This is a genomic window from Nocardia rosealba (assembly GCF_020216065.1).
Taxonomy (GTDB): Bacteria; Actinomycetota; Actinomycetes; order Mycobacteriales; family Mycobacteriaceae; genus Nocardia; species Nocardia rosealba.
Genome location: NZ_JAIWNA010000003.1, coordinates 489,122 through 515,124 on the forward strand (window position 1 = coordinate 489,122; position 26,003 = coordinate 515,124).

At 69.0% G+C, this 26,003-nt stretch carries 26 protein-coding genes; 20 read left to right on the top strand and 6 right to left on the bottom strand.

All coding sequences use genetic code 11. The features are described 5' to 3' along the window. The first annotated feature begins 141 nt into the window (after positions 1-141). The 7 genes from LDL21_RS15755 to LDL21_RS15785 all read left to right on the top strand — a co-directional run bounded on the left by LDL21_RS15755 (position 142) and on the right by LDL21_RS15785 (position 7,296). Positions 142-939 (top strand): thioesterase family protein, encoded by a 798-nt coding sequence (locus LDL21_RS15755; protein ID WP_225280662.1) that lies wholly within the window; start codon positions 142-144, stop codon positions 937-939. A 154-nt stretch (positions 940-1,093) separates the two neighbouring features. After that, on the top strand, positions 1,094-1,771 hold the full coding sequence (locus LDL21_RS15760; protein ID WP_067636049.1) for a PadR family transcriptional regulator: 678 nt from the start codon (positions 1,094-1,096) through the stop codon (positions 1,769-1,771). A gap of 62 nt (positions 1,772-1,833) precedes the next feature. Then, entirely contained in the window at positions 1,834-2,850 is a 1,017-nt protein-coding gene (locus LDL21_RS15765; RefSeq protein ID WP_255675058.1) for an esterase/lipase family protein, read from the top strand. 75 nt (positions 2,851-2,925) lie between these two features. Then, a complete protein-coding gene (gene def, locus LDL21_RS15770) occupies positions 2,926-3,465 on the top strand; it encodes a peptide deformylase (RefSeq protein ID WP_225280663.1) in 540 nt (179 codons plus the stop codon). Continuing rightward, positions 3,465-4,388, top strand: coding sequence for a methionyl-tRNA formyltransferase (fmt, locus tag LDL21_RS15775; protein ID WP_225280664.1), 924 nt, complete (start codon positions 3,465-3,467; stop codon positions 4,386-4,388). Before def ends, fmt begins: the two co-directional genes overlap by 1 nt. An 880-nt stretch (positions 4,389-5,268) precedes the next feature. Then, on the top strand, positions 5,269-6,627 hold the full coding sequence (locus tag LDL21_RS15780) for an RsmB/NOP family class I SAM-dependent RNA methyltransferase (protein ID WP_225280832.1): 1,359 nt from the start codon (positions 5,269-5,271) through the stop codon (positions 6,625-6,627). A 330-nt stretch (positions 6,628-6,957) separates the two neighbouring features. Further along, a complete protein-coding gene (locus LDL21_RS15785; RefSeq protein WP_225280665.1) occupies positions 6,958-7,296 on the top strand; it encodes an MmcQ/YjbR family DNA-binding protein in 339 nt (112 codons plus the stop codon). A 27-nt stretch (positions 7,297-7,323) separates the two neighbouring features. Here the strand turns inward: LDL21_RS15785 and LDL21_RS15790 are convergent, their stop codons facing one another. Beyond that, on the bottom strand, positions 7,324-8,130 hold the full coding sequence (locus tag LDL21_RS15790) for an RNA polymerase sigma factor SigF (RefSeq protein WP_372462192.1): 807 nt from the start codon (positions 8,128-8,130) through the stop codon (positions 7,324-7,326). 83 nt (positions 8,131-8,213) lie between these two features. After that, the gene (locus LDL21_RS15795) at positions 8,214-8,636 is read right to left on the bottom strand and encodes an ATP-binding protein (RefSeq protein ID WP_067493638.1); all 423 of its coding nucleotides are present in this window, start codon (positions 8,634-8,636) and stop codon (positions 8,214-8,216) included. Positions 8,637-8,732: 96 nt separating this feature from the next. On the opposite strand from LDL21_RS15795, the gene rpe reads away from it, so the two are divergent. Beyond that, complete coding sequence (rpe, locus tag LDL21_RS15800) at positions 8,733-9,389, top strand: ribulose-phosphate 3-epimerase (RefSeq protein ID WP_225280833.1); 657 nt, start codon at positions 8,733-8,735, stop codon at positions 9,387-9,389. A gap of 10 nt (positions 9,390-9,399) precedes the next feature. On the opposite strand, the gene LDL21_RS15805 is transcribed toward rpe, so the two are convergent. Beyond that, positions 9,400-9,873: a hypothetical protein gene (locus tag LDL21_RS15805; protein ID WP_225280667.1), complete on the bottom strand. Its 474-nt coding sequence runs from the start codon at positions 9,871-9,873 to the stop codon at positions 9,400-9,402. Positions 9,874-10,277: 404 nt separating this feature from the next. Here LDL21_RS15805 and LDL21_RS15810 point away from each other — a divergent pair, with 404 nt between their 5' ends. The 4 genes from LDL21_RS15810 (at position 10,278) to LDL21_RS15825 (ending at position 13,297) form a co-directional block, all read left to right on the top strand. Then, entirely contained in the window at positions 10,278-10,901 is a 624-nt protein-coding gene (locus LDL21_RS15810; RefSeq protein WP_225280668.1) for a riboflavin synthase, read from the top strand. Positions 10,902-11,095: 194 nt separating this feature from the next. Continuing rightward, positions 11,096-12,340, top strand: coding sequence for a bifunctional 3,4-dihydroxy-2-butanone-4-phosphate synthase/GTP cyclohydrolase II (locus LDL21_RS15815; RefSeq protein ID WP_067493641.1), 1,245 nt, complete (start codon positions 11,096-11,098; stop codon positions 12,338-12,340). 25 nt (positions 12,341-12,365) lie between these two features. Then, positions 12,366-12,842, top strand: coding sequence for a 6,7-dimethyl-8-ribityllumazine synthase (gene ribH, locus LDL21_RS15820; protein ID WP_225280669.1), 477 nt, complete (start codon positions 12,366-12,368; stop codon positions 12,840-12,842). Next, positions 12,839-13,297 (top strand): PH domain-containing protein, encoded by a 459-nt coding sequence (locus tag LDL21_RS15825; protein ID WP_225280670.1) that lies wholly within the window; start codon positions 12,839-12,841, stop codon positions 13,295-13,297. The genes ribH and LDL21_RS15825 overlap by 4 nt, the downstream gene beginning before the upstream one ends. A gap of 126 nt (positions 13,298-13,423) precedes the next feature. Here the strand turns inward: LDL21_RS15825 and LDL21_RS15830 are convergent, their stop codons facing one another. Then, entirely contained in the window at positions 13,424-15,373 is a 1,950-nt protein-coding gene (locus LDL21_RS15830; RefSeq protein WP_225280671.1) for a gamma-glutamyltransferase family protein, read from the bottom strand. Between the two features lie 75 nt (positions 15,374-15,448). On the opposite strand from LDL21_RS15830, the gene LDL21_RS15835 reads away from it, so the two are divergent. Further along, the gene (locus tag LDL21_RS15835; protein WP_225280672.1) at positions 15,449-16,138 is read left to right on the top strand and encodes an HAD family hydrolase; all 690 of its coding nucleotides are present in this window, start codon (positions 15,449-15,451) and stop codon (positions 16,136-16,138) included. Positions 16,139-16,283: 145 nt separating this feature from the next. Here LDL21_RS15835 and LDL21_RS15840 read toward each other — a convergent pair whose 3' ends face one another. Next, on the bottom strand, positions 16,284-16,694 hold the full coding sequence (locus LDL21_RS15840) for a hypothetical protein (RefSeq protein WP_225280673.1): 411 nt from the start codon (positions 16,692-16,694) through the stop codon (positions 16,284-16,286). A 135-nt stretch (positions 16,695-16,829) separates the two neighbouring features. On the opposite strand from LDL21_RS15840, the gene uvrC reads away from it, so the two are divergent. The 7 genes from uvrC (at position 16,830) to tpiA (ending at position 25,160) form a co-directional block, all read left to right on the top strand. Next, on the top strand, positions 16,830-18,833 hold the full coding sequence (uvrC, locus tag LDL21_RS15845; RefSeq protein WP_225280674.1) for an excinuclease ABC subunit UvrC: 2,004 nt from the start codon (positions 16,830-16,832) through the stop codon (positions 18,831-18,833). Positions 18,834-18,939: 106 nt separating this feature from the next. Beyond that, positions 18,940-19,896, top strand: a complete 957-nt coding sequence (gene rapZ, locus LDL21_RS15850) for an RNase adapter RapZ (protein WP_084456406.1) — start codon at positions 18,940-18,942, stop codon at positions 19,894-19,896. Then, the gene (locus tag LDL21_RS15855; RefSeq protein ID WP_225280675.1) at positions 19,893-20,957 is read left to right on the top strand and encodes a gluconeogenesis factor YvcK family protein; all 1,065 of its coding nucleotides are present in this window, start codon (positions 19,893-19,895) and stop codon (positions 20,955-20,957) included. The genes rapZ and LDL21_RS15855 overlap by 4 nt, the downstream gene beginning before the upstream one ends. Continuing rightward, entirely contained in the window at positions 20,948-21,931 is a 984-nt protein-coding gene (whiA, locus tag LDL21_RS15860) for a DNA-binding protein WhiA (RefSeq protein ID WP_067493655.1), read from the top strand. Before LDL21_RS15855 ends, whiA begins: the two co-directional genes overlap by 10 nt. 201 nt (positions 21,932-22,132) lie before the next feature. Continuing rightward, positions 22,133-23,149, top strand: a complete 1,017-nt coding sequence (gap, locus tag LDL21_RS15865; RefSeq protein WP_225280676.1) for a type I glyceraldehyde-3-phosphate dehydrogenase — start codon at positions 22,133-22,135, stop codon at positions 23,147-23,149. Positions 23,150-23,153: 4 nt separating this feature from the next. Further along, positions 23,154-24,368 (top strand): phosphoglycerate kinase, encoded by a 1,215-nt coding sequence (locus LDL21_RS15870; RefSeq protein ID WP_225280677.1) that lies wholly within the window; start codon positions 23,154-23,156, stop codon positions 24,366-24,368. A gap of 3 nt (positions 24,369-24,371) precedes the next feature. Beyond that, positions 24,372-25,160: a triose-phosphate isomerase gene (gene tpiA / locus LDL21_RS15875; RefSeq protein WP_067493662.1), complete on the top strand. Its 789-nt coding sequence runs from the start codon at positions 24,372-24,374 to the stop codon at positions 25,158-25,160. Positions 25,161-25,220: 60 nt separating this feature from the next. Here tpiA and LDL21_RS15880 read toward each other — a convergent pair whose 3' ends face one another. Then, positions 25,221-26,003: an META domain-containing protein gene (locus LDL21_RS15880; RefSeq protein ID WP_225280678.1), complete on the bottom strand. Its 783-nt coding sequence runs from the start codon at positions 26,001-26,003 to the stop codon at positions 25,221-25,223.

The window sequence follows — 26,003 nt, forward strand, 5'->3', positions numbered from 1 at the left end:
GGCCCGGGCACGGACAAGTCGTTTCTGCCGGTTCGCGGCCACCGAGGTCGGGGGAGAAGACGGTGCTGTGGTAAGACCGGATGACCCTGCCCGATGACGTGCGGCGGGCCTGCGGAGAGGACCGTGGTGGAGTTCTTCAGGATGTCTGACGGTGAGTTCGTGCCGACAGAAGTGGCGATCAGCCGCTGGTCGCCCAATCAGCTGCACGGTGTCGCGGTGTGCGGTCTGCTCGCCGTGGAGGCCGAGAAGCACAGTCCTGGCGAAGGTTTCGTGCCGGCCAGGTTCACCGTCGACCTGTTTCAGCAGGTGACGACCGACCCGATCTCGCTGCGCAGCGAAGTGGTGCGCGACGGCAACCGCATCAAGGTCGCCGATGTCCGGCTCGTGCAGCAGGGCCAGACGCGCTCCCGCGCCACCGTCACCTTCCTCGCGGCCACCGACGACCCGCCCGGCACCATCTGGCAGCCCGATCTGGAACTACCCGTCCCCGAGCAGCGCATCGACGAGCCGGGCGGCGCCGCACCGCTGTTCAAATCCGGTGCGGGCGAATGGCTCACCGATTTCCGCACCGCCCGCGACGCGGAACGCAAGGTCACCTGGAACAACCTGCCGACCCTCGTCGCGGGTCAGCCGTTCTCGCCCTTCCAGCGCGCCGCCGCCAGCGGCGACCTCACCAACCTCGTCTGCCACTGGGGTTCGCACGGCGTCGGCTACATCAACGCCGACATGACCCTAAGTCTCTCGCGCCTCCCCGAGGGCGTGGAGGTCGGTCTGCAAGCCCTCGACCACACCTCCCATGCGGGCGTCTCGGTGAGCAGTGCCGTCCTCTACGACCGCCGGGGCAAACTCGGCACCGCCACGATCACCGCCATCAGCAACGACCGCCGACGCTCGCCCTCGACCACGGTGAGCGAGCCGGTCGCCGTGGCCGCCGAGTAGTTCGCTCACCTTCCGCAACCCCACCGCACTCGCGGGGAGGGGTGATCCGGTGCTGCCGTGAGGCGGCGCACAGCGAGAACACCCTTGCGCTAGATGCATTGCCGATATATCGTCGATAACGTCAAATGGAAACGAACATGCCGAGGAGGCTGTTATGCACGACGATCGACAAAGAGAATTCGGACACTTCGAGCGGGGACGCGGTCAGGGGCACCCGGAATTCGGGCCCGACCGCAGGCACTTCCGGCGCGGTGGCCGCCACGGTCACGGTCCGGAGTTCGGACCCGGCTTCGGCCCGGGCTTCGGTCCCGGTTTCGGACCTGGCTTCGGCCGGGGACGTGGTCGCGGCGGCCGGGGCAGGCGCGGTGACGTCCGCGCCGCCGTCCTGTTGCTGCTCGCCGAACGACCCATGCACGGCTACGAACTGATCCAGCAGATCCGCGAGCGCAGCGACGACATCTGGCGTCCGAGTCCGGGTTCCATCTACCCGGCATTGGCCCAGCTCGAGGACGAGGGGCTGGTCCTCATCGAGAAGGTGGCCGGTCGTAAAACCGCGCAACTCACCGAGGCGGGCAAGGCCTATGTCGAGACCGAGCGCGACGAGCTCGGCGACCCCTGGGCCGAGGTCCGGCAGGATGTCGGCGCCCAGGCACTCGATCTGCGTGGCCTCGTCGGCCAGGTGATGGGTGCGGTCGGTCAGGTCGCCCAGGTCGGCACACCGGAGCAAGCCGCGCGCGCGGCCGAGGTGCTCACCGAGACCCGCCGGGCGCTGTACCGGATCCTCGCCGAGGACGATGTCCCCGCCACCGGTGACGCAACCCCCGATAAATGAGGGCGGTGTGAACCCCCTTTTCGAGGTGCTTTTGCCCAGGCAATGGAGTAAATCATTGGGGTATGGAACAACCGCGAGGTCTGTGGGGTTGGGGATCATCACAATGGGGAAGGGCGGTGTCGCGCACGGCGCTCGCCTGCGCGGCGGTGATCGGGGCGGCACTCGCCCCGATCGCCACCGCCGAACCGCCGGGCTACCGTCCGGCAATCGTCCCGACTCAACCGGGTCCGGCACAGTTCGACCACCTGGCCGCCGCCCGCTACATCGGTGACCATCCCGACGCGGTTCCCCTGGGCGTCAACAACTTCGGCTGTACGCCGAGTGGCGAGCACCCGCGCCCGGTCGTGCTCGTCCACGGTACCGACTCGAGTGCCTACTCCGACTGGTCGGGTATCGGCCCGCAACTCGTGGCGGCCGGCTTCTGCGTGTTCGCGCTGAACTACGGCGGTGCGCCCGGCGCCGACACCTACGGCACCGAGGACATGCGCGTCAGCTTCGCCCAGCTCGCCGCCTTCGTCGAGCAGGTGCGCACCGCGACCGGGGCGGCCGAGGTCGATCTCGTCGGCTTCTCGCAGGGGGCCAATGTCAGCCGGTACTACGTCAACAAGCTCGGCGGCGCCGACGTGGTGAACACCTGGGTGGGGCTCGCCTCCCCGAGCTACGGTGGCGTCATGTACGGCCTCGTACCGGTCGGCCAGGCGGTGCCCGGCATGATGGATGTGTACGCGAAGGTGACCTCGACCGCCGCCGTCCAGCAGGCGCAGGGCGAGCCGATCATGGTCGAACTGAACGCGGGCGGCGACACCGTGCCCGGTGTCCGTTACGTCACTGTCGGCAGTCGAGTCGACGAGATGATCCAGCCGTTCGAGAACATCGCCCTGCGCGGTCCGGGCGCGGAGAACCTCGTCCTGCAGGACCTGTGCCCCGACGACCTGACCGGGCATTTCAACCTCGTCTACGACCCGTTCGTGCAGCAACTGCTGCTACGGGTGCTCGACCCGGCCCGGCCCGCGCCCGTCTGCACGCCGGTGCCGCTGGGGACGGGCATCCCGCAGGTCATCATCGCAGGCAACTCCTGACGGCCGCGCCGGTCGGAACCACCCCGGCGGGTCTCTAGAATGGGACGACCGCACATCGTCCAGCCGGGAGCCGCCGTGACCATTCAGCCCGTTCGCCTGTTCGGCGATCCCATCCTGCGCTCACGTGCCGACGAGGTCACCGAGTTCGGTGCCGAGCTCGCGCAGCTCGTCACCGATCTCACCGAGACCATGCACGACGACGGCGGCGTCGGGATGGCGGCGCCGCAGATCGGCGTGGGGCTGCGGGTGTTCGTCTACGACACCGGCGACGCCGCCGGGCACGTGGTGAACCCGGAGTGGACCGCGATCGGTGAGGACGAGCAGGTCGGGCCGGAAGGCTGCCTGTCGATCCCCGGCGTGCGCTACGACGTGCGCCGGGCGCTGCGGGTGCGCGTCACCGGCGTCGACAAGACCGGCGCGCCGGTCGAATTCGACGCCGACGGGCTGCTGGCGCGGTGCGTGCAGCACGAGCACGACCACCTCGACGGCGTGCTGTTCGTGAACCGGCTCGAGCAGGCCGACCGCAAAGAAGCGATGCGAACCATCCGCGAATCCGATTGGTTCCGTGCCGGTGTCACCGTGCGCGAATCCAGCGGTGTCGGCGGTGGCCGCTGATGCGTCTCGTCTTCGCTGGTACCCCCGAACCTGCTGTTCCCTCGCTGCGGCGGCTGCTCGACAGCGAACGCCACGAGGTGGTCGCGGTGGTCACCCGGCCCGACGCGGTCGCCGGTCGCGGGCGCAAGATCATGCGCTCACCGGTCGGCCTGCTGGCCGACGAGCACGGCATCCCGGTGCTCACCCCACGCAAGCCTTCGGATCCGGAGTTCGTCGAGGCGCTCACCGAGCTCGCGCCGGACTGCTGCCCGGTGGTGGCCTACGGCGCCCTGCTGCCTCAGCAGATCCTCGACATTCCCGCGCACGGCTGGATCAACCTGCACTTCTCGTTGCTGCCCGCGTGGCGTGGCGCGGCGCCGGTGCAGGCCGCCATCCTCGCCGGTGACGAGATAACCGGTGCCAGCACCTTCCAGATCGAGGCAGGGCTCGACACCGGACCCGTCTACGGCGTGATGACCGAGAAGATCGGCCACACCGACACCTCGGGTGAGCTGCTCGCGCGGCTCGCCGAGGCGGGCGCGGTGCTGCTCGAGAAGACCATGGACGGTGTCGAAGACGGGACGCTGCAAGCGATTCCGCAATCCAACGACGGCGTGTCCTACGCGCCGAAGGTGACCGTCGAAGCGAGCCGCATCCGGTTCGACGAGCCCGCCCTGGCGATCCACCGCCACATCCGCGCCGTCACCCCGGCGCCCGGCGCGTGGACCGAGGTGAACGGGCTGCGCCTCAAACTCGGCCCGGTGGAGCTGGTGGAGGAAACCTTGCCCGAAAGCGAGATCGAGGTGCGCAAATCCGGCGTCTTCGTCGGCACGTCGACCACCGCGGTCCGCCTCGGCCAGGTCCAACCACCCGGCAAGAAGATGATGAACGCCCTCGACTGGGCGCGCGGCGCCCGTCTCGCACCGGGCACGGTGATCGGATGAGCGAGCGAACGATGAGCACAGCCGCCCAGGCGGTCATGGCGGAGCCGAGCGTCAGCGGGATGCGGGCATGAGCGCCTCCGACCGCAGGCGTCGCCGCGAAGCCGACCAGCGCAGCGGCGCCGCACCTCGCGACGACCGCAAGATCACGGGCAAGAACGTCGACGGTGGCTGGGCCGCCCGCGCCGCCAAGGGTCGCGACAACAAGGCCCCCCGCGCCGAGGACGACCGTCGCCCGCGTCGTGGCGACGGCGAGTCCCGAGGATGGGACTACGACCGTCGCGGTCCTGCGCGCACCGACGACACCCGGCGCCCCGCTGCCGGTCGCGGACGCGACGCGGACGACCGCTCCGGCGCCGCCCGCGGGTATGACCCGGCCGATCGGCCCGGCACCTCGCGGGGCAATCGCGATGCGGGTGATCGCGGTGCCAGTGATCGGCCGCGCGGTGGGGACTTCGGTCGCTCCGACGGCGCAGCTGAGCGATCCGGCAGGCGTGCGGACGGCGGCACGGAACGGCGTGCTTCATCGGAAAGGGCTGAACGCCAGGGCAATTCGCGCGGAAGCGGTGGCCCTGGACGATCCGACGATTCCGGCCGTTCCGGCGGTGTGCGCGAAGGGGATACGCGGGGCGTGCGCGGCGGGCAGCCGACCGATCGAGGGGGAGACGGCGGCCGTTTCGGACGCGACGGCGAATCTCGGGGTGGGCAGTCGGCCGAACCGGGCGGCCGTTCGGGACGCGACAGCGATTCGCGGGACTCGCGCGGCGGGAAGCGAAGCGACCGTACCGGTGACAGCAGTCGTTCCGGTAGCGCGCGCCAGGGTGGCGGTAAGCCGGCCGGGCAGCGGAGTGAACGGCAGCGGGCCGATCGGCCGGATCCGAGTGTGCCGAGTCCGCGCAAGCGGCGGGGTGAGCCGGTGGATGTGGCGCGGGAGGTGGCCCTCGACGTGTTGCGGGCGGTGCGTGAACGTGACGCCTACGCCAACCTCGTACTGCCGAAGTTGTTGCGGGAGCGCAAGATCAGCGGGCGTGATGCCGCGTTCGCGACCGAGCTCACCTATGGAGCGTGCCGGTCGCAGGGGCAGCTCGATGCCGTGATCGCGGCGTGCGCGGGCCGTCCGGTCGGTGAGATCGACGGGCCGATCCTCGACATCCTCCGCCTCGGCGTCTACCAGCTGCTGCGCACGCGGACCGGCGCGCATGCCGCCGTCGACACCTCCGTCGATCTGGCCCGTGCCGAATTCGGCCAGGGCCGTGCCGGTTTCGTGAACGCGGTGCTGCGCCGGGCGGGGGAGAAGACCGCCGACCAGTGGATCGCGGAGCTGGCACCGGCCGATCCGGTCGGCAAGCTCGCCTTCGAATTCGCGCACCCCACCTGGATCGCCCAGTCCTTCGCCGACGCCCTCGGTGCGCAGGCGGGTGAACTGTCCGACCTGCTGGCCGCCGACGACGAACGTCCGGTGGTGCACCTGGTCGCGCGTCCCGGTGAGATCACGTCCGAGGAATTGGCGTTGGTCACCGGCGGCGAGGAAGGTCGCTGGTCGCCGTACGCGGTGTACCTCGACGGCGGCGATCCCGGTCAGCTCGAACCGGTGCGCGAGGGAATCGCCGCGGTGCAGGACGAAGGTTCTCAGCTCGTGGCGCTGGCCCTGAGCCGGGCACCCCTCGAAGGCCCCGACCAGGGCCGATGGCTCGACCTGTGCGCGGGGCCCGGCGGAAAGGCGGCGCTGCTCGGTGCCCTGGCCGCGATCGACCTGTTCACCGTCGACGCGGTGGAACCGTCGGAGCATCGCGCCGAACTGGTCCGCAAGTCCACCCGTGACCTGCCCGTCACGGTGCACGTGAAGGACGGGCGTGATACAGGTCTGGAACCCGGCTACGACCGCATCCTGGTCGACGCTCCCTGCACGGGCCTGGGCGCACTGCGCCGCCGCCCCGAGTCGCGCTGGCGTCGCATCCCCGCCGACGTCCCGGAACTGGTCACTCTGCAACGCGAACTCCTCACCGCCGCATGGGATCTCCTACGCCCCGGCGGCGTGGTCGTGTACTCCACCTGCTCCCCGCACCTGTCCGAAACCCTCGCGGTGGTCGCCGACTTCGTCCGCCGCACCGGCGCCGAACAACTCGACACCCGCGAGCTGCTCCCCGGCGTCACCGACCTCGGCGAAGGCCCCTCGGCCCAACTCTGGCCCCACCGCCACGGCACCGACGCGATGTTCCTGTCGGCCTTGCGCAAGAAGTAGGCCCGATCACGCGCTGCGGCGGTGCGATCCGAGTCGACCGCACCGCCACAGCATCCGCCGGGCGGCTCGTCCGCCACGTGCTGGGGCCGCCGGTGTTCGAGTCCGGGTCGCACAACCTGGGCGTTGATGCTCGCTCGGGTGACGGCGCGAAGGAGTGGACGCGCCCACCGCGTTTCGCAACCTACGTCTCAGGTGTGTCGCCGAAGGAGATCGCGGCAGGCCGTGGCTGTGTGACGGGTGGCGTGTGCCCGATTCGGACCGACCGCGACTCGACAGCGAGCGGTGACATTCGTCCAAGGCGTGGCGTGTCTCGCGGGGGAGAATTCGCGTATGGCGATGACGTGGGAACAGGTGGTGGCGATCGCGACCGCTCTGCCGGGGGTGGCGGAGGGGACGTGGTGGCGCAGTCCGGGGCTGTCGGTCGGCGGGAAGAGTTTCGCGCGGCTGCGGTCGGAGGCCGAGGGCGGGCTGGTGCTCTTGTGCGAGCCGTCCGAGAAGGAGGCGCTACTCGCCTCGGGGGATCCGGCGTTCTATACGACGCCGCACTACGACGGGCACCCGTATGTACTCATCGATCTGGAAGTGGTCGATCGGCAACAGCTCGCCGAGCTGATCGACAGCGCGTGGTGGTTGCGCGCGCCTGCGAAACTGCGGCGCGAACGCGCATAGGGGGACACCGTTGTCCCCGCGGCGGACTCAGTCCCGCTCGGACAGATCACGCAGGCGCGCAAGGGTTTTCGCGAGAATGCGCGAGACGTGCATCTGCGAGATGCCGAGCTGGTTCGCGATCTGGGTCTGGGTCATCGACTCGAAGAAGCGCATCGTGAGGATCCGCCGCTCCCGCTCGGGCAGGCCCGCCAGCAGCGGGCGCACCGCGATGTACTCCTCGACCCGGTCGAACTGCGACTCCTCCTCGCCGAGGGTGTCGAGCAGCGAGGCGTCGCTGTCGCGACCGACCGAGGCGGCATCGATCGAGGTGGGCTGGTAGGCGTTGCCCGCGATCACCGCCTGGGTCACCTCGTCGGGGTCGACATCGAGTTCGGCCGCGATCTCCTTGGCCGTCGGCGAGCGACCCAACCGCTGCGAGAGCTGATCCACGGCCGCACCGATGCGCAGATGGGTTTCTTTCACCCGCCGCGGCACTCGCATGGCCCAGGTGTTGTCGCGGAAGTACCGCCGCACCTCACCCATGATCGTCGGCACCGCGAACGACAGGAAGTTCGAGCCACGGCTCAGATCGAACCGGTCGACCGCGTGCACCAGACCGACCCGCGCCACCTGCGACAGATCGTCGAACGGCTCACCACGGCCGCTGAACTTGCGGGCGATGTGGTCGGCCAGCGGAATGCAGCGGTTGATCAGCGCGTCCCGGGCCACGGCGTGCGCGACGCTGCCGGGTTCGGTCGCCGCGAGCCGTTCGAACAGCGCGCTCACATCGTCGTACCCGGAGGGGGCCGCAGGCGCGGGCTCGCTCAACTGCTCCTCGACGACCTGCTCCTCGATGACCGGCTCGTCGAGCACGGCTTCGGCGGGCTGTTCGAGAATTTCCGGATCGGGCTTGTGCTCTTCGTTGGTGTCGCCGTGCACTACGCCTTCCCCCGGACCCGACGGATACGGACACTCGTCGGATACCCGGACCGGGCGGCGTCGAATCCTTGCTGGTCGGCGTTCACCTCGTCGCTCAGCGTGCGCAGGACATGCCAGCCGAAGCTGCGCTGGTCGGGCAACCCCTCCGCGGCCGCGACACCCTCCACCCGCACGACGAGTTCGGTGTCACCGACGACGAACTCACAGGTGAGCTGCGAGCCGGGCGCGGCGATCGCGATGAGCGTGGAGCACACCTCGTCGACCGCCAGGCGCACGTCGGCCACCTCGTCGAGGGTGAAATCGCTGAGCAGGACCAGTGTTTCGGCCAATCCACGCAGGATCGGCAGCTGGGTCACCGACGCTGCCACGCGGATCTGCACCGGATCGCTGAACAGCTCTTGTTCCGCCGAAATGTTGGTCACGCTCTGTAGGCTACCCACAACCGGCCGCCGATCACCACGCGGTCGCTACACTTGCGCGCTGTGTCCACACCGACGTTCCACCGCCCGGCCGAGCCGATGATCGCCCCGTCCATCCTGTCCGCGGACTTCGCGAACCTGGCCGCCGAGGCCGCCGCTGTCGAAGGTTCCGACTGGCTGCACGTGGACGTGATGGACGCCCACTTCGTGCCGAACCTCACACTCGGTCTTCCAGTGGTGCAGAGCCTGCTGAAGGCCACCGACATCCCGTTCGACTGCCACCTGATGATCGAGGACCCGGGCCGCTGGGCGCCCGGCTACGCCGAAGCGGGCGCCTACAACGTCACCTTCCACGCCGAGGCCACCGACGATCCGATCGCCGTCGCCCGCGATATCCGCGCGGCGGGCGCCAAGGCCGGGCTGTCGGTGAAGCCGAACACGCCGATCGAGCCGTACCTGGAAATTCTGCGCGAATTCGACACCCTGCTCGTGATGAGCGTGGAGCCCGGTTTCGGCGGTCAGTCGTTCATTCCGGAGGTCCTGGAGAAGGCGCGCATCGTGCGCAATCTCGTGGACGCGGGCGAATTGCAGCTCATCGTCGAAATCGACGGTGGCATCAATACCGACACCATCGAGCAGGCCGCCGCGGCGGGCATCGATTGTTTCGTGGCCGGGTCGGCGGTCTACAACACCGCCGACCCCGGTGCGGCCGTCCAGAATCTGCGCAGTCTGGCAACCGCCGCCTGGTTGCCGTAACCCGGTTCGGTCAGTGCGGGTGCAGGGCGTGGCTGCCCAGCGCCCGCGCTGTCTCGATCACGGCCTCGAGCGGTGGCCGGTTGTCGGCCGCCTCCGGTGCGCGCACCCAGGTGCGGTAGCCGGTGCGTTCGTCGTCGGGCGAGGGCAGCACGATGTGGCTGCCCGCGCAGGCGACGCTCGCGTAGAGGCGGAACAGTTCGGCTTCGGCTGTCGGCGTGAGGGTGTCGAGGTGGCAGGGCCCGGTGAGGAAGGTCCAGCAATGGGCGCGCGGATGGTCGACGACCGGTCCGGCGATACCGTCGGCACGCAACTGTGCCTGTACCCGCTCACCCAGGTCACCCGGCATGGTCACCGCACCGTAGTGGGTGCCGATCTGCAGGAGGATGCGCCGGGAGTCCGGGTCGACCGTCGCGGGCAGGTGTAGTTCCCGCCGGTAATGGACGCAGCGACTTTCCAGCGTGGAATCGAGCAGTGGGTAGCTCACAGTGTTGTCTCCCGGTATCGCATCGTTGAACGTCGGGAATCGTTGACGTAACAATATTGCGTCAGTGGCCAGGGCGTGGCAAGTCCGTGGATCTCCGTGTTTCTTCTTTCGGCGCTCGGGGTACAAAGCGGCGTGGTCGTGGCCGGAAAATCTATTGCACCGGCACACGGAGAAAATCGAACGAAGGATTGCCGCCGCATTCTCTTTCGGCGGTGATTCTTTATGTCCGGATTCTTTTCCCGCGATTTTCCGGCGCTGTGCGGGTTTTGCGGCCTCCCGCTCAGCGCGCGGTCGGATTCCACCCTCACCTGTGCCGCCACTAGGCTGTGCGTCGAGCGGGAATAGCGGTCGTCTACCCGCTGTTGGGCCCAACGGGTACGGATGACGCGACAAGGGAGTCAGACATGTTCACAGGGATCGTCGAGGAACTCGGCGAGGTCGTGGCCACCGAGCAGCTCGCCGACGCCGCCCGGTTGACGATCCGCGGCAAGCTGGTGACTTCCGATGCCGGACACGGCGATTCGATCGCGGTGAACGGCGTGTGTCTCACCGTCGTCGATGTGATCGACGGCGACAGCTTCACCGTCGACGTGATGGCCGAGACTCTCGACCGGTCGAGCATCGGCGCCCTCGTGCCCGGCTCCCGGGTGAACCTCGAACGCGCCGCCGCGATCAACAGTCGCCTCGGTGGACATCTCGTCCAGGGCCACGTCGACGGGACCGGCACCGTGCTGGCCCGCACCCCCTCCGAGAACTGGGAGGTGGTCCGCATCTCCCTGCCCGACGCCATCGCTCGCTATGTCGTCCAGAAGGGCTCGATCACCGTCGACGGCGTCTCGCTCACCGTGTCGAACCTCGGTATCGACGACGAATCCGCCGCCGACGGCAACCGCGACTGGTTCGAGGTCTCGCTGATCCCTACCACTCTCGCGCTGACCGTGCTCGGCACCGCGCCGGTCGGCACGACGGTGAATCTCGAGGTCGATGTCATCGCGAAGTACGTGGAGCGCCTGGCACAGCGAGGCTGACACACCCGGCGCGGGCACCCCCGGACGCCCTTGAAGCACGCCGTACTGTAGTAGTCATTGTCAGTTTCTCGGCCGCCTCGATCTGGACTGACCAGAGGGTGCGACGAAGGAGTGCCCGCCGGGAGGGAAGATCGAGGCCCCCAGGGCCGAGAAACACCGCGGCCCCGGCCGCCAAAATTACGGAGCAAGCAGACGTGACCAGGTTGGACAGCATCGAGCGCGCGATCGCCGATATCGCGGCCGGCAAGGCTGTTGTCGTCATCGACGACGAGGACCGTGAGAACGAGGGCGATCTCATCTTCGCGGCCGAGAAGGCCACCCCGGAGCTGGTCGCGTTCATGATCCGCTACACCTCCGGCTACATCTGTGTGCCGTTGACCGCCGACGACTGCGACCGCCTCGGTCTGCCGCCCGCGTACGCGATGAATCAGGACAAGCACGGCACCGCCTACACCGTGTCGGTCGACGCGCGCGAGGGCATCACCACCGGTATCTCCGGTGCCGACCGCGCCGTCACCATGCGGCTGCTGGCCAGCGCCGAGGCCAAGGCCGACGATTTCACCCGGCCGGGTCATGTGGTGCCGTTGCGCGCCAAGGACGGCGGCGTGCTGCGCAGGCCCGGCCATACCGAGGCCGCGGTGGACCTGGCGCGCATGGCCGGGTTGCGGCCGGCGGGTGTGATCTGCGAGATCGTCAGCCAGAAGGACGACGGGCACATGGCCCGCACCGACGAGCTGCGGGTATTCGCCGACGAGCACGACCTGGCTATGATCTCGATCGCCGACATGATCGCCTGGCGGCGCAAGCACGAGAAGCATGTGGTGCGCGTGGCCGAGGCGAGGATCCCGACCGCGCACGGCGATTTCAAGGCCGTCGGCTACCAGAGCATCTTCGACGAGGCCGAGCATGTGGCGCTGGTGCGCGGCGACATCGGCGACGGCGAGGACGTGCTGGTCCGGGTGCACTCGGAGTGCCTGACCGGTGACGTGTTCGGTTCGCTGCGCTGCGATTGCGGCCCGCAGCTCGACGCGGCCCTGGAGATGGTCGACACCGAGGGTCGCGGCGTGGTGCTGTACATGCGTGGGCACGAGGGCCGTGGTATCGGTCTGATGCACAAGCTGCAGGCCTACCAGTTGCAGGACACCGGGCGCGACACCGTCGACGCCAACCTCGACCTGGGCCTGCCCGCCGATGCCCGCGACTACGGCACGGGTGCGCAGATCCTGGTGGACCTGGGAATCCGGTCGATGCGGCTGCTCACGAACAACCCGGCCAAGCGCGTCGGGCTCGACGGGTACGGGCTGCGGATCACCGAGCGGGTGCCGATGCCGTTGCGTGCCAACGCCGAGAACCTGCATTATCTGCGGACCAAGCGCGATCGCATGGGCCACGACCTGGTCGGTCTGGACGACCTGGATCTCGGCGAAACCGCGCAGTAACTCTCCCGAAAGGCAGCATCAGACGATGAGCGGCACCGGCGTACCGGAATTCGCGCTGGCCAAGGCCACCGACCTCAAGCTCGCCATTGTGGCCTCGCGCTGGCACACCGAGATCTGCGACACCCTGGTCGCGAACGCGGAGCGCGTCGCGAAGGAGGCCGGGGTCGAGCACGTCACCGTCGTGCGCTGTGCCGGGGCGATGGAATTGCCCGTCGTCGCACAGGAATTGGCGCGCAGCCATGACGCTGTTGTCGCGCTCGGCGTCGTGATCCGTGGCGGCACACCGCATTTCGAGTACGTGTGCGATGCGGTGACCGCCGGACTCACCCGGGTGTCGCTGGACGAGTCGACCCCGGTCACCAACGGCGTACTCACCACCAACACCGAGGAGCAGGCGCGCGACCGTGCCGGGCTGCCCGGTTCGGCCGAGGACAAGGGCGAGCAGGCCTGCGCCGCCGCGCTGGACGCCGCCCTCACCCTGCGCGCGCTGCGATCGGCGTGACCGTGCCGGTGGAACAGCACGCGGACTGGGAGCTCGAGGTGCGTCCTCGGCGCGCGACCCGGACCGCCGTCGTGGTCGCGGTGCTCGTGCTCGCGTTCTTCACCGCGGGCGGGTTGCTGTTGCGCACCGGATCCACCGGGGTGAACTTCCGGGTCGCCGACCAGGTCGCGATGATCCTGATCGGTGTCATCGGCGCGGGAGCGGTGCTGCTGCTCACCCGGCCACGGGTGCGTGCCGGCGCGCGCGGGGTGGCCGTGCGCAATATCCTCGGCTACCACGAATACCCGTGGGACGTCATCCGCGGCGCCGCCTTCCCCGACCGCAAGGCGTGGGCGCGGCTCGAACTCGTCGACGACGACTACGTGCCGATGCTGGCCATCCGGTCCAACGACAAGTCCTACGCCGCCGACGCTATCGAGCGTCTGCGTGAACTCGGCGCCCGCTACAGCGCCTGAGTTCACGCGCCGCGGATCTGATTTGGACACCTGCTCGCCACGCTCTGGTGGCGTTGCGCTCTCGCGCGATGCCGCCACCACAGCGTGGTCGAGGCGGTTCTCGCGGTGTGCGAGGTCCCGGGGTGGTCAGCGGGTGTCGCCGAGGACCGCACCTTCACGGCGGGGGTCGGCGCCACCGATCCAGCCGTCCTTGCCGTCGCGCTGCAACGCGCTCAGGCCGCTGGACTGCGGTGCGACCGTCACCTGGTGACCCATCTCGCGCAGCTTGCGCACGAGAGGGTCGTTGTCGCCGTTGGCCGTGGCGTCGATCGCCGGATGCTCGCCGCCGACACCCGTGCTCGGCGAATTGCCCGCCCCGAAGGACACTCCGGACACCGCCTGCTGCGGATTCAGGCCCCAATCGAGCGCTCCGACAAGTGTTTTCACCACGAACTGGATGATCACCGAGCCGCCGGGGGAGCCGGTGACCAGGGCGAGCTCGCCACGGTTGCCCTGGTCGTCGCGATCGAACACCAGGGTCGGGCTCATCGAACTGCGCGGCCGCTTACCCGGCTGCAGACGGTTGGCCACGGGGGTGCCGTCGGGGTCGAGCGGGTCGGCGGCGAAGTCGGTGAGCTGGTTGTTCAGCAGGAACCCGTCGACGAAATGGAACGAACCGAAGGCCGATTCGACCGTGGTCGTCATCGCGGCCGCGTTGCCGTACTTGTCGACCACCGAGATGTGGCTGGTGCCGTGCTCGGGCGGCTGCGGGCCGTTGCCCAGCGGCACCGGGCCGAGATTGCCCGGCTGGGCGGTGCCCATGCTGCGGTCCGGATTGATGAGCGTGGAGCGTTCCTTCAGGTACTGCGGGTGGACCAGCGACAGCGCCGAATTGCCCGGCAATGGAATGAAATCCGGGTCGGCGACGTACTTGTTGCGGTCGGCGTAGGCGAGGCGCTCGGCCTCCGAGATCAGGTGCACGGCACGCGCATCGGGCTTGCCGCCGTTGCGGTTCACGTCCTGCGGGCCGAGCGCGGCCAGATCGAAATTGGCGAGGATGCCCATCGTGGCCGCCACGGTGCTGCCGCCCGACGACGGCGCGGGCATGCCGCACAGTTCGTACTTGCGGTACCCGGTGCACAGCGCGGTGCGCTTCTTGGGTTCGTAGTTCGCCAGGTCGGTGGTGGTGAGCAGGCTCGGTGTGCGCCCGCCGGCCGTGCTGCCCGCCGCCTCGACGATGTCCTGGGCGATCGGGCCGCTGTAGAGGGCCTCGGCGCCGTCGGTGGCCAGGGCCGAGAGGGTTTTCGAGTAGGCGGGGTTGGTGAGTACGGTGCCGGTGCGTTTCGGCGAGCCGTCCGGCTCCAGGAAGTAGGCGCGCGCGCCCTCGTCGGTCGCGAGGTCCTTGGCCGATTCGGCGATCTGGCCCGCCAGCCGCGGGCTGATCTCGAAACCGCTGTCGGCCAGGCCGATCGCGGGATCGAACAGTTCCTTCCAGGCGGTCATGCCGTGCTCGCGGTGCGCGAGCTCCAGCATCCGCACCACACCGGGCACCCCGATCGAACGGCCGCTGGCGCGGGTGTTCGGCGCCGGTTCGGTGCGGTCGGTGTCGCTCACCCAGCGCAGGTAGTTCTCGGTGGCGGCGGCGGGTGCGGTCTCCCGGCCGTCGTAGGCCTCGACCGTGCGGGACTTCGCGTCGTAGTGCACGAGGAACGCGCCGCCGCCGATGCCGGAGGCCTGCGGTTCCACCAGCCCGAGCACCGCCTGGGCGGTGACGAGGGCGTCGGTGGCGGTGCCGCCCGCGCGCAGCACCCGGCAGGCGGCCTCGGTGGCGATGGGGTTCGCCGTCGACACCGCGTAGGTGCTGGTGCGCACCGGTGACATGTCGCTGCGGTAGCCCGAGGCGATCTCGGGGTTGGTACTCAGATTCTGGGTGGTCGGGCCCGTCGCGGTCGCGGGCGCCGCCGAGATCGGGGTGCCGTTGGGCGGGCTGGTGCACTCCGCCGCCTCGGTGTCGTCTGTCGAACAACCGGCCAGCAGCCCCACTGTGAGCACTGCGGCCGTCGTGGCCCCGATCCACGTCCGTCGCCTTGGCGTCATCGTGGCAGCGTAACCCCGAACCGTCGTCGCGCACAGGGATTTCCGGCCGGGCGCGGCAGCGTTACCCTGGCTGACATGGCGATCGATGCGGTGCTGTTCGATTTCTCCGGCACGGTGTTCCGGTTGGAAGACGACCCGAGCTGGGCTGATGTCCTCGTCGGCGACGACGGCACCCCGTTCGACGTGGCGGCCAAGGCCGAGGTCCTGCGGCGCATGACGGCACCGGTCGAACAGTTCATGACCTTCGACCCGCCCGGCCAGCACGCCTGGGACAACCGCGACCTCGATCCAGCCCTGCACCGCCAGGCCTATCTCGAGGTGCTGCGCGGTTCGGGCGTTCCCGAGGCGCAGGCCGCCGACCTGTACGGGCGGCTCATCGACCCGCTGGCCTGGACGCCGTACCCCGACACGGGGACCGTGCTGAAAGCCCTTGCCGCCCAGGGCATTCCCGTGGGAGTGGTGAGCAATATCGCCTTCGACATCCGGCCCGCGTTCGCCACCCGCGGCTGGGACACACTGGTGGGCGCGATGACTCTGTCCTACGAGGTCGGCGCCATCAAACCCGATGCGCGCATCTTCCAGGACGCGATCGACCGCCTCGGCGTCGACCCGAACCGTGTCCTCATGGTCGGCGACAGCGCCGAAGCCGATGGTGGTGCCACCGCCCTGGGTGCCCAGTTCGCCCTCGTCGAACCGCTCCCGACCACCGCCCGGCCGCGCGCCCTGATCGATGCCCTGGCGCTACACGGAATCACGACGGGATAGGGGATCGACACGGTCACCGGGACCATCCCGATCGCCGCGCCGACCGAGTAGGTGCCCCGCGGTCGCCCCGTCCCGCGGCCCGAGAGTTCGCGGTCGCGCCAACGTGCGACCGGCGGCCACGCACAGATCGTGGCGGCGGCGCGTGTCAGCGTTCGCGGGTGAACCAGGTCTCGGCGGACGGGCGGAGCAGGAGCGCGGCGACGGCGCCCGAGGCGACGATGCCCACGGCGCCCGGCGGGAGGCCGGTGAGGATGCCGGTGCAGGAGGTGAGTGCGCCGACGGCCGCCAGGGTCACCGCGGCGACGCGCACGCGGTCGCCCGCCCGGCCGAAGAGCACGACCAGCGGGACCAGGGCGAAGGTCGGGAGGTAGCCGACCACCACGCCGAGTGGGCTCTGCTTGCCGAGTGCGGCACCGATCACGATCAGCACCACGCCGACCGCCGCCGAGACCAGGGCGATCAAGCGTGCGCCGCGCACCGTGGCGGGCATCAGCCACGACGGGGTCGCCTCGTCGTCCAGGTCGTCGTAGGGGTGCAGGGCGGGGGCGTTGGTCATCGGGGGTCCTTTCCGGCGGCAAGCCGAACATCAACGCTACACACCGGCCTCCGGCGCCGGACCCGACGGTTCGCCCGTGCCGTCCCACCCAGCACGGGGGGCGGGATTGTCGGTAGGCCTCGCTACCCTGGATACGTGGCAGATCCCGCGACATACCGGCCGGCGCCGGGCACGATTCCCGTCGAACCCGGTGTGTACAAATTCCGGGACGCCTACGGGCGGGTGATCTATGTCGGTAAGGCCAAGAGCCTGCGCAGCCGGTTGAACTCCTACTTCGCCGACGTCGCCTCACTGCATCCGCGCACCAGGCAGATGGTGACAACGGCCGCGAGCGTGGAGTGGACCGTGGTGTCCACCGAGGTCGAGGCGCTACAGCTCGAATACAACTGGATCAAGGAATTCGATCCGCGCTTCAATGTGCGCTACCGCGACGACAAGTCCTACCCGGTGCTGGCGGTGACCCTCAACGAGGAATATCCGCGGCTTTTCGTCTACCGGGGCGCCCGCAAGAAGGGCGTGCGCTACTTCGGCCCCTACGCTCACGCCTGGGCCATCCGCGAAACTCTCGACCTGCTGCTTCGGGTGTTTCCCGCGCGCACCTGTTCCAACGGAGTCTTCAAGCGGCACAACCAGATCGGGCGCCCCTGCCTGCTGGGCTACATCGACAAGTGCTCGGCGCCGTGCGTCGGCCGGGTCAGCGCCGACGAGCACCGACACATCGTCGACGACTTCTGCGACTTCCTGTCCGGCAAGACCGACAAGATGGTCCGCGCCATCGAACGCCGCATGCACGAGGCCGCCGACGACCTCGACTTCGAGACCGCCGCCCGCCTGCGCGACGACGTGCAGGCCCTGCGCCGGGCGCTCGAGAAGCAGGCGGTGGTGCTCGGCACCGGCACCGATGCCGACGTGATCGCCTTCGCCACCGACGAACTCGAGGCCGCCGTGCAGATCTTCCACGTGCGCGACGGGCGCGTGCGTGGCCAGCGCGGCTGGGTGGTCGACAAATCCGGCGACGCGCTCGACATCGCCGAGTCCGGCACCGAACTCGCCGCCCTCGTCGAACAGTTCCTCACCCAGTTCTACGGCGAACAGGCCGCCATGGCCGACACGAGTGTGGAACCCGAGGCGGCGAACGTCGTCCCGCGCGAGGTGCTCGTCCCGGTGCTGCCCGCCGACGCGCCCGAGATCCAGGCGTGGTTGAGCAAACTGCGCGGTTCGGCGGTGTCGCTGCGCATCCCGCAGCGCGGTGACAAGAAGGCGCTCGCCGAAACCGTGCAGCGCAACGCTGGTGAGGCGCTTGCCCAGCACAAGCTCAAGCGCGCGGGCGATCTCACGTCGAGATCGCAAGCGCTGCAAGACATCCAGGACGCACTCGAACTCGACAGTGCCCCGCTGCGCATCGAATGCGTCGATATCAGCCATGTGCAGGGCACCGACGTGGTCGCCTCGCTTGTGGTGTTCGAGGACGGCCTGGCCCGCAAATCCGAGTACCGCCACTTCGCCATCAAGGAGGCCGCGGGCGGCGGCCGCTCCGACGACGTCGCCAGCATCGCCGAGGTGACCCGTCGCCGCTTCGCCCGGCTGGCGCGCGAACGCCAGCAGCCCGTCGACCTGCCTGCGGAACTCGCCGCCGACGACACCGACGAGCCCGGCTCACGCCCCGGCATCGATCCGACGACCGGCAAACCGCGCCGCTTCGCCTATCCACCCAACCTCTACGTCGTCGACGGCGGCGCACCGCAGGTCGCCGCCGCCGCGGAGGTGCTCGACGAACTCGGCATCACCGATGTGGCGGTGATCGGCCTGGCCAAACGCCTGGAAGAGGTATGGGTCCCCGGCGAACCGGATCCGGTCATCATGCCGAGGACAAGCGAGGCGCTCTTCCTGCTGCAACGCGTGCGCGACGAGGCGCACCGCTTCGCCATCAACTTCCACCGCAGCAAGCGCTCCCGCCGGATGACGGCGTCGGCACTCGACTCGGTGCGCGGGCTCGGCGAGACGCGACGCGCCGCGCTGGTCACCCATTTCGGTTCGGTCGCGCGGATCAAGGACGCGACGGTCGACGAGATCACCGCGGTGCCCGGAATCGGCGTTTCCACGGCCAAAGCGGTACTCGAGGCACTCAACAGCACGTAGCGATCAGCGAGACGCAACATTGCGAGTGCCGTACGTTGTGTCTGCGCCCGATACCCGAACCGGTGCGGAATGATCGAAAGGCACCCAGAAACGGATCCGGTAGGACATGACAAGCGTCGAATCGAACAACAAGGCGGGGGCGGCACCGGACAACGCCGGGACAGTCACCGACACACAGCAGCCAGTAGAAGTGGTCATCGTTACCGGCTTGTCCGGCGCGGGCCGCGGCACTGCCGCGCGCGTCCTGGAGGATCTCGGCTGGTACGTCACCGACAATCTGCCACCGGAACTGATCGGCCGCATGGTCGAACTCGGTGCCGCCGCCGACCCGCCGATCCGGCGGCTCGCGCTGGTCATGGACGTGCGGAGCCGGTTCTTCACCGGTGACCTCTCCGGTGTCACCGAACAGTTGCGTGCGGCGGGCATCCGTACGCGGGTGCTGTTCCTCGAGGCCTCCGACGACGTGCTGATCCGGCGTTTCGGCTTCGCCAGGCGCAGGCATCCGCTGCAGAGCGACAGCCCCGACGGCACCCTCTCGGCGGGCATCACCGCCGAACGGGTCCGGCTGTCGGCCGTGAAGGCCGCCGCCGATGTCGTCATCGACACCACCGAGCTGTCGATCCACCAGCTGCACCGCAAGCTGGAAGAGGTGTACGGCGCGGGCGTGCCCGCCGCGCTGCAGCTCACTGTGCAGTCCTTCGGTTTCAAGTACGGTGTTCCACTCGACGCCGACACGGTGTTGGATGTGCGTTTCCTGCCGAATCCGCATTGGATTCCCGAGTTGCGGGAACACACGGGCCAGGAGTCGGTGGTCAGCGACTATGTGCTGTCGCAGCCGGGCGCGCAGGACTACCTGCGCACCTGCCACCACCTGGTCGACCTGACCACGACCGGATACCGGCAAGAGGGGAAGCGATACATGACGGTGGCAGTGGGGTGCACCGGCGGGAAACACCGCAGCGTCGCGATCGCCGAGGCGCTCGGCGAACGCATCGGTGCCGACACCGGCCCCGCGGCGGTCGACGTCGTGCGCGTGGTGCATCGGGACCTGGGGCGCGAATGAGTGGATGGGAAGCCGACCCAGCCGTCGTCGCGCTGGGCGGTGGTCACGGCCTGTACGCGACACTCACCGCCGTGCGCAGGCTGACCAGGCGGATCACCGCCGTGGTCACGGTCGCCGACGACGGTGGGTCATCCGGACGCCTGCGCGCCGAACTCGGCATGCTCCCGCCCGGTGACCTGCGGATGGCGCTCGCCGCGCTGGCCGAGGACGCCGACGGCATCTGGGCGACCACCGTGCAGCATCGTTTCGGCGGATCCGGCGCGCTCGCCGGGCACTCGCTCGGCAACCTGCTGCTCGCCGGACTCACCGACATCCTCGGCGACCCGGTCGCGGCGCTCGACGAGGTGGGCAGGCTGCTGCGCATCACGGGCCGGGTGCTGCCGATGTCGCCGATCCCGCTCGACATCGAGGCGGAAGTATCGGGGCTGGAATCGGATCCGCGAGTCGGCCGGTGTGTACGCGGTCAGGTCGCGGTGGCGACCACACCGGGTAAGGTCCGCCGGGTGCGGCTGATTCCCTCGGATCCACCGGCCAGCCCGGCGGCCGTCTCGGCGATCGAACACGCGGATGTCGTTGTGCTCGGGCCGGGTTCGTGGTTCACCAGTGTGATCCCGCACGTGCTCGTCCCCGGTCTGCGCGACGCGCTTGTCCGCACCAGGGCACGTAAGGTACTCGTGCTGAATCTGGCCGCGGAGCCGGGGGAGACGGCCGGCTTTTCCGCCGAGCGTCACCTCCATGTATTGTCCCAGCACGCACCGGGTTTCGCGGTCGACGAGGTGCTCGTCGACTCGGCGTCGGTGCCCGAGGGGCGGCAGCGGGAACATGTGTCAAGAGCCGCCGAACAGTTGCGCGCACGGGTAACGTTCTGCGATGTGGCCGAGCCGGGAACGGATCGGCATCATCCCGGAAAACTAGCCGCCGCACTGGATCAGCTGATTCGGTCGCCGCGGTCGCAACTGGCTGGGCTTCGAGTCGAGAGACAGCACAGTGCCACGGATGTGCACAGTGTTGCAGATGAGCGTTCGGGGTCGGTGGGAAAGGAGCGCGTCTCGTGGCGATGACAGCCGAGGTGAAGGACGAGCTGAGCAGGCTCGTGGTGTCGCAGGTCAGCTCACGCAAGGCGGAATTGTCGGCATTGCTGCGATTCGCGGGCGGTCTGCACATCGTCGGGGGCCGGGTGATCGTGGAAGCCGAGGTGGACATGGGGTCCATCGCCCGCAGGCTGCGCCGCGAGATCTTCGAGTTGTACGGCTACGGCTCCGATGTGCACGTGCTCGGCGCGGGTGGCTTACGCAAGACCTCCCGCTATGTGGTCCGGGTGTCCAAGGAGGGCGAGGCGCTGGCCCGCCAGACCGGGCTGCTCGACGTGCGCGGCAGGCCGGTGCGCGGATTGCCAGCCCAGGTGGTCGGCGGCAGCATCGGTGACGCCGAAGCCGCCTGGCGCGGTGCTTTTCTCGCCCACGGTTCGCTCACCGAGCCGGGGCGGTCCTCCGCGCTCGAGGTGAGCTGCCCTGGCCCGGAGGCGGCGCTGGCGCTGGTCGGCGCGGCCCGTCGGCTCGGGATCACCGCCAAGGCCCGTGAGGTGCGCGGCACCGACCGGGTGGTGGTGCGTGACGGCGAGGCGATCGGCGCGTTGCTCACCCGCATGGGCGCCCAGGACACCAGGCTCACCTGGGAGGAGCGCCGCATGCGCCGCGAGGTGCGCGCGACGGCCAACCGGCTGGCCAACTTCGACGACGCCAACCTGCGCCGCTCGGCCCGCGCGGCCGTCGCGGCCGCGGCCCGGGTGGAGCGCGCGCTCGAGATCCTCGCCGACGACGTGCCCGACCACCTGGCCGCGGCGGGCAAGCTGCGCGTGCAGCACCGGCAGGCCTCGCTGGAGGAACTGGGTCAGCTCGCCGAGCCGCCGATGACGAAAGACGCTGTCGCGGGCCGCATCCGGCGCCTGCTGTCGATGGCCGACCGGCGCGCCAAGGACCTCGGTATCCCCGATACCGAGTCGGCGGTGACGGCCGAACTTCTCGACGACGCCTGAGGATTCGCGCCACGCGGTTGTGGCGTATCCGACGTTTAGGGCATAGCGGTCATGTGCGATCGCTATGCCCTTTACTCTGTGCATTCCAGGTGCTCAGGGGCGCGCGACTCACAAACCGCAGGTGGCTGTCGGTGGGGTTGGGTCGGCTACTACTGTGGTGACCGTCGGAATGAATCCGCTTGAAAGCTGAGGAGCGATAACGTGACTGTCCGGGTAGGTATCAACGGCTTCGGTCGTATCGGACGTAACTTCTTCCGTGCGGTGGAGGCGCTGAAGGCTGTCGGCAAGACCGATATCGAGATCGTCGCGGTCAACGACCTCACCGACATCAACACTCTTGCGACGCTCCTGAAGTACGACTCGATCCTGGGTCGCCTGCCGCAGGACGTGTCCGTCGACGGTGACACCATCGTCGTCGGCGAGCAGCGCATCAAGGCGCTCGCCATCAAGGAAGGCCCGTCGGCGCTGCCGTGGGGCGAACTGGGCGTGGACATCGTCGTCGAGTCGACCGGTATCTTCACCGACGCCGCCAAGGCCAAGGGTCACCTGTCCGCGGGTGCGAAGAAGGTCATCATCTCCGCGCCGGCCTCCGGCGAGGACATCACCATCGTGATGGGCGTCAACGACGACAAGTACGACGGCAGCCAGAACATCATCTCCAACGCCTCGTGCACCACGAACTGCCTCGGCCCCATCGCCAAGGTGCTCAACGACGAGTTCGGCATCGTCCAGGGCCTGATGACCACCATCCACGCGTACACCCAGGACCAGAACCTGCAGGACGCGCCGCACAAGGACCTGCGTCGCGCCCGCGCCGCGGCCCTGAACATCGTGCCCACCGGCACCGGTGCGGCCAAGGCCATCGGCCTGGTGCTGCCCGAGCTGCAGGGCAAGCTCGACGGCTACGCGCTGCGCGTCCCGGTCCCGACCGGCTCGGTCACCGACCTGACCGCCACGCTGGCCAAGCCCGCCACCATCGACGAGATCAACGCCGCGATGAAGGCTGCCGCCGAGGGCCCGCTGAAGGGCATCCTCAAGTACAACGTCGACCCGATCGTGTCGAGCGACATCGTCACCGACCCGCACTCCTCGATCTACGACGCCCCGCTGACCAAGGTCATCGGCAACGAGGTCAAGGTCGTGTCCTGGTACGACAACGAGTGGGGCTACTCCAACCGCCTCGCCGACCTCATCGGTCTCGTCGGCAAGTCGCTCTGACGCGATGACGGTCAAGACACTCCAGGATCTCCTGGCCGAGGGTGTCGAGGGTCGGGGCGTGCTCGTGCGCTCCGACCTGAACGTCCCCCTCGACGACAACGGCCAGATCACCGACCCGGGCCGCATCATCGCCTCGGTGCCGACGATCCAGGCGCTGGTCGAAGCGGGCGCCAAGGTCGTCGTGATGGCGCACCTCGGCCGCCCGAAGGGTGCGCCGGACCCGAAGTTCTCGCTGGCCCCCGTGGCCACGAAATTGGCCGAACTGCTGGGGCGCAATGTCCAGCTGGCCGGTGACGTGGTCGGCTACGACGCGCTCTCGCGCTCGGAGGGCCTCACCGACGGTGACGTGCTGCTGCTCGAGAACGTGCGTTTCGACGCGCGCGAGACCAGCAAGGACGACGCCGAGCGGGCCAAGCTGGCGGCGGCGTACGTGGAACTGGTCGGCGACGACGGCGCGTTCGTGTCCGACGGCTTCGGCGTTGTGCATCGCGAGCAGGCCTCGGTCTACGACGTGGCCGAGCTGCTCCCGCACTACGCGGGCACGCTGGTCGCCGCCGAGGTCGAGGTGCTGCAGAAGCTCACCCAGGACCCGGCCCGCCCGTACGCGGTGGTGCTCGGCGGTTCCAAGGTCTCCGACAAGCTCGCGGTGATCGAGGCGCTCGCCCCCAAGGTCGACACCCTGGTGATCGGCGGCGGCATGTGCTTCACCTTCCTTGCCGCACAGGGTGTTTCGGTCGGCAGTTCGCTGCTGCAGGAAGAGATGATCGACACCTGCAAGGGCCTGCTCGAGCGCTTCGGCGACGTGCTGCACCTGCCGGTCGACATCGTGGCGGCCGACAAGTTCGCGGCCGACGCCGACAGCAAGACCGTCGCCTCGACCGAGATCCCCGACGGCTGGATGGGCCTGGACATCGGCCCGGAGTCGGTGTCGCGGTTCGCCGCACTGCTCACCGAGGCCAAGACGGTGTTCTGGAACGGCCCGATGGGCGTGTTCGAGTTCGAGAAGTTCGCCGCGGGCACCCGTGGTGTCGCCGAAGCCATCGTGACCGCCACCGGCAAGGGTGCGTTCACGGTCGTCGGCGGCGGTGACTCGGCCGCGGCCGTGCGCACCCTCGGCCTGCCCGACGACGGCTTCTCGCACATCTCCACCGGTGGTGGCGCGTCCCTGGAATACCTGGAAGGCAAAGAGCTGCCCGGTATTTCGGTGCTGGAGGGGTGAGCGATGGCAGCACGTAAGCCGCTCATCGCGGGCAACTGGAAGATGAACCTCAACCACCTCGAGGCCATCGCGCTGGTGCAGAAGGTGGCGTTCGCGCTGCCGGAGAAGTACTTCGCGAAGGTCGATGTGGCGGTCATCCCGCCGTTCACCGACATCCGCAGCGTGCAGTCGATCGTCGACGGCGACAAGCTGCTGCTCACCTATGGTGCGCAGGACGTGTCGGTGCACGATTCGGGTGCCTACACCGGTGAGATCAGCGGGTCGATGCTGGCCAAGCTGGGCTGCACCTTCGTGGTGGTCGGGCATTCGGAGCGGCGGCAGTACCACACCGAAGACGACGCCACTGTGCTGGCCAAGGCCAAGCAGGCGCTGAAGAACGACCTCACCCCGATCGTCTGCATCGGCGAGGGGCTCGGTGTTCGCGAGGCGGGCACGCACGTCGAGTTCAACCTCGAGCAGCTGCGTGGTTCGCTGAAAGGTCTGACGGCCGAGGAGATCTCGAAGGTCGTCATCGCCTACGAACCGGTGTGGGCCATCGGCACCGGCAAGGTGGCCTCGGCGGCCGACGCGCAGGAAGTGTGCGGTGCGATCCGCGGCGAGCTGGAGAAGCTGGCCTCCCCGGAGGTCGCCGCCGGTGTCCGCGTGCTCTACGGCGGGTCGGTGAACGCCAAGAACATCGGCGAACTGATCGGTCAGCCGGATATCGACGGCGCGCTCGTCGGCGGTGCCTCGCTCAAGGGTGACGAGTTCGCCACCCTGTCCGCGATCGCCGCCGGTGGTCCGCTGCCCTGACCTGTTCTGCTGTGCCGAAAGGCCGGAATCCGTGAAATCGGGTTCCGGCCTTTCGTATTGCTACTGAGCGCGCAGTTCCAGGCCCGTGCCGTTGGCATTGCGCAGGGTGAGGGTGTCGGCGTCGATGGTGGCCTCGGTGTGACCGTCGAGGACACCGAGGACGTGCTGTTCGACTTCCATCACCTCCGGCGGGCACATCATTTTCGTGGTGGCGACCTCGAAGCTCACCTCGTCGCCGGGGCTGAGCTGCGCGGTGCCGGTCAGGCGGTTGCATCCGGTGGTGCCGCTGACCTGGCCGTCGGCGGTGATCGTGAGGGTGGGCCGGGCCTCGTCGAGCGCGGCCGAGCGGACCTTGGCATCCGGGGTGAGCAGGGTGGTCGCGATCCAGGTGGTCCCGGTCAGCGGTTTGTCCGGGGTGACGATCTTCTTGTCGGTGAGGTGGACGGTGACGTCCTTGCCGGTGAGGATCAGGTTGTCGCCGTCGAGCCGCCAGGCGGGGCTCGCCTCGAGGAACGAGTTCTGCCAGGCGTCGGCCTGGCCGCGTTCGCCGGGACAGCCCATCAGGGTGCCGGCGAGCCGGGAGGTGCGCAGCACGTTGTCGCTCAGGTCGACGGTGCCGCTGCTGGTGTTGCACCCGGAGTTCGCGGTGATCCGGCCGTCGTCGAAAGTGAGCGTCATCGGACCGCCGCCGGGAATCGCCCCACCCTCCACCCGCGTCGACAGATAGGTATGCCCCATCGGCGTCGGCTTCGGTGGCGCGTCACCCGAATCACCGGACGAACAGGCGCCTGCCGCGACGGCGAGCGCACAGAGAGCGGCGAGGCGGAGCGGGAATCCCGGCAT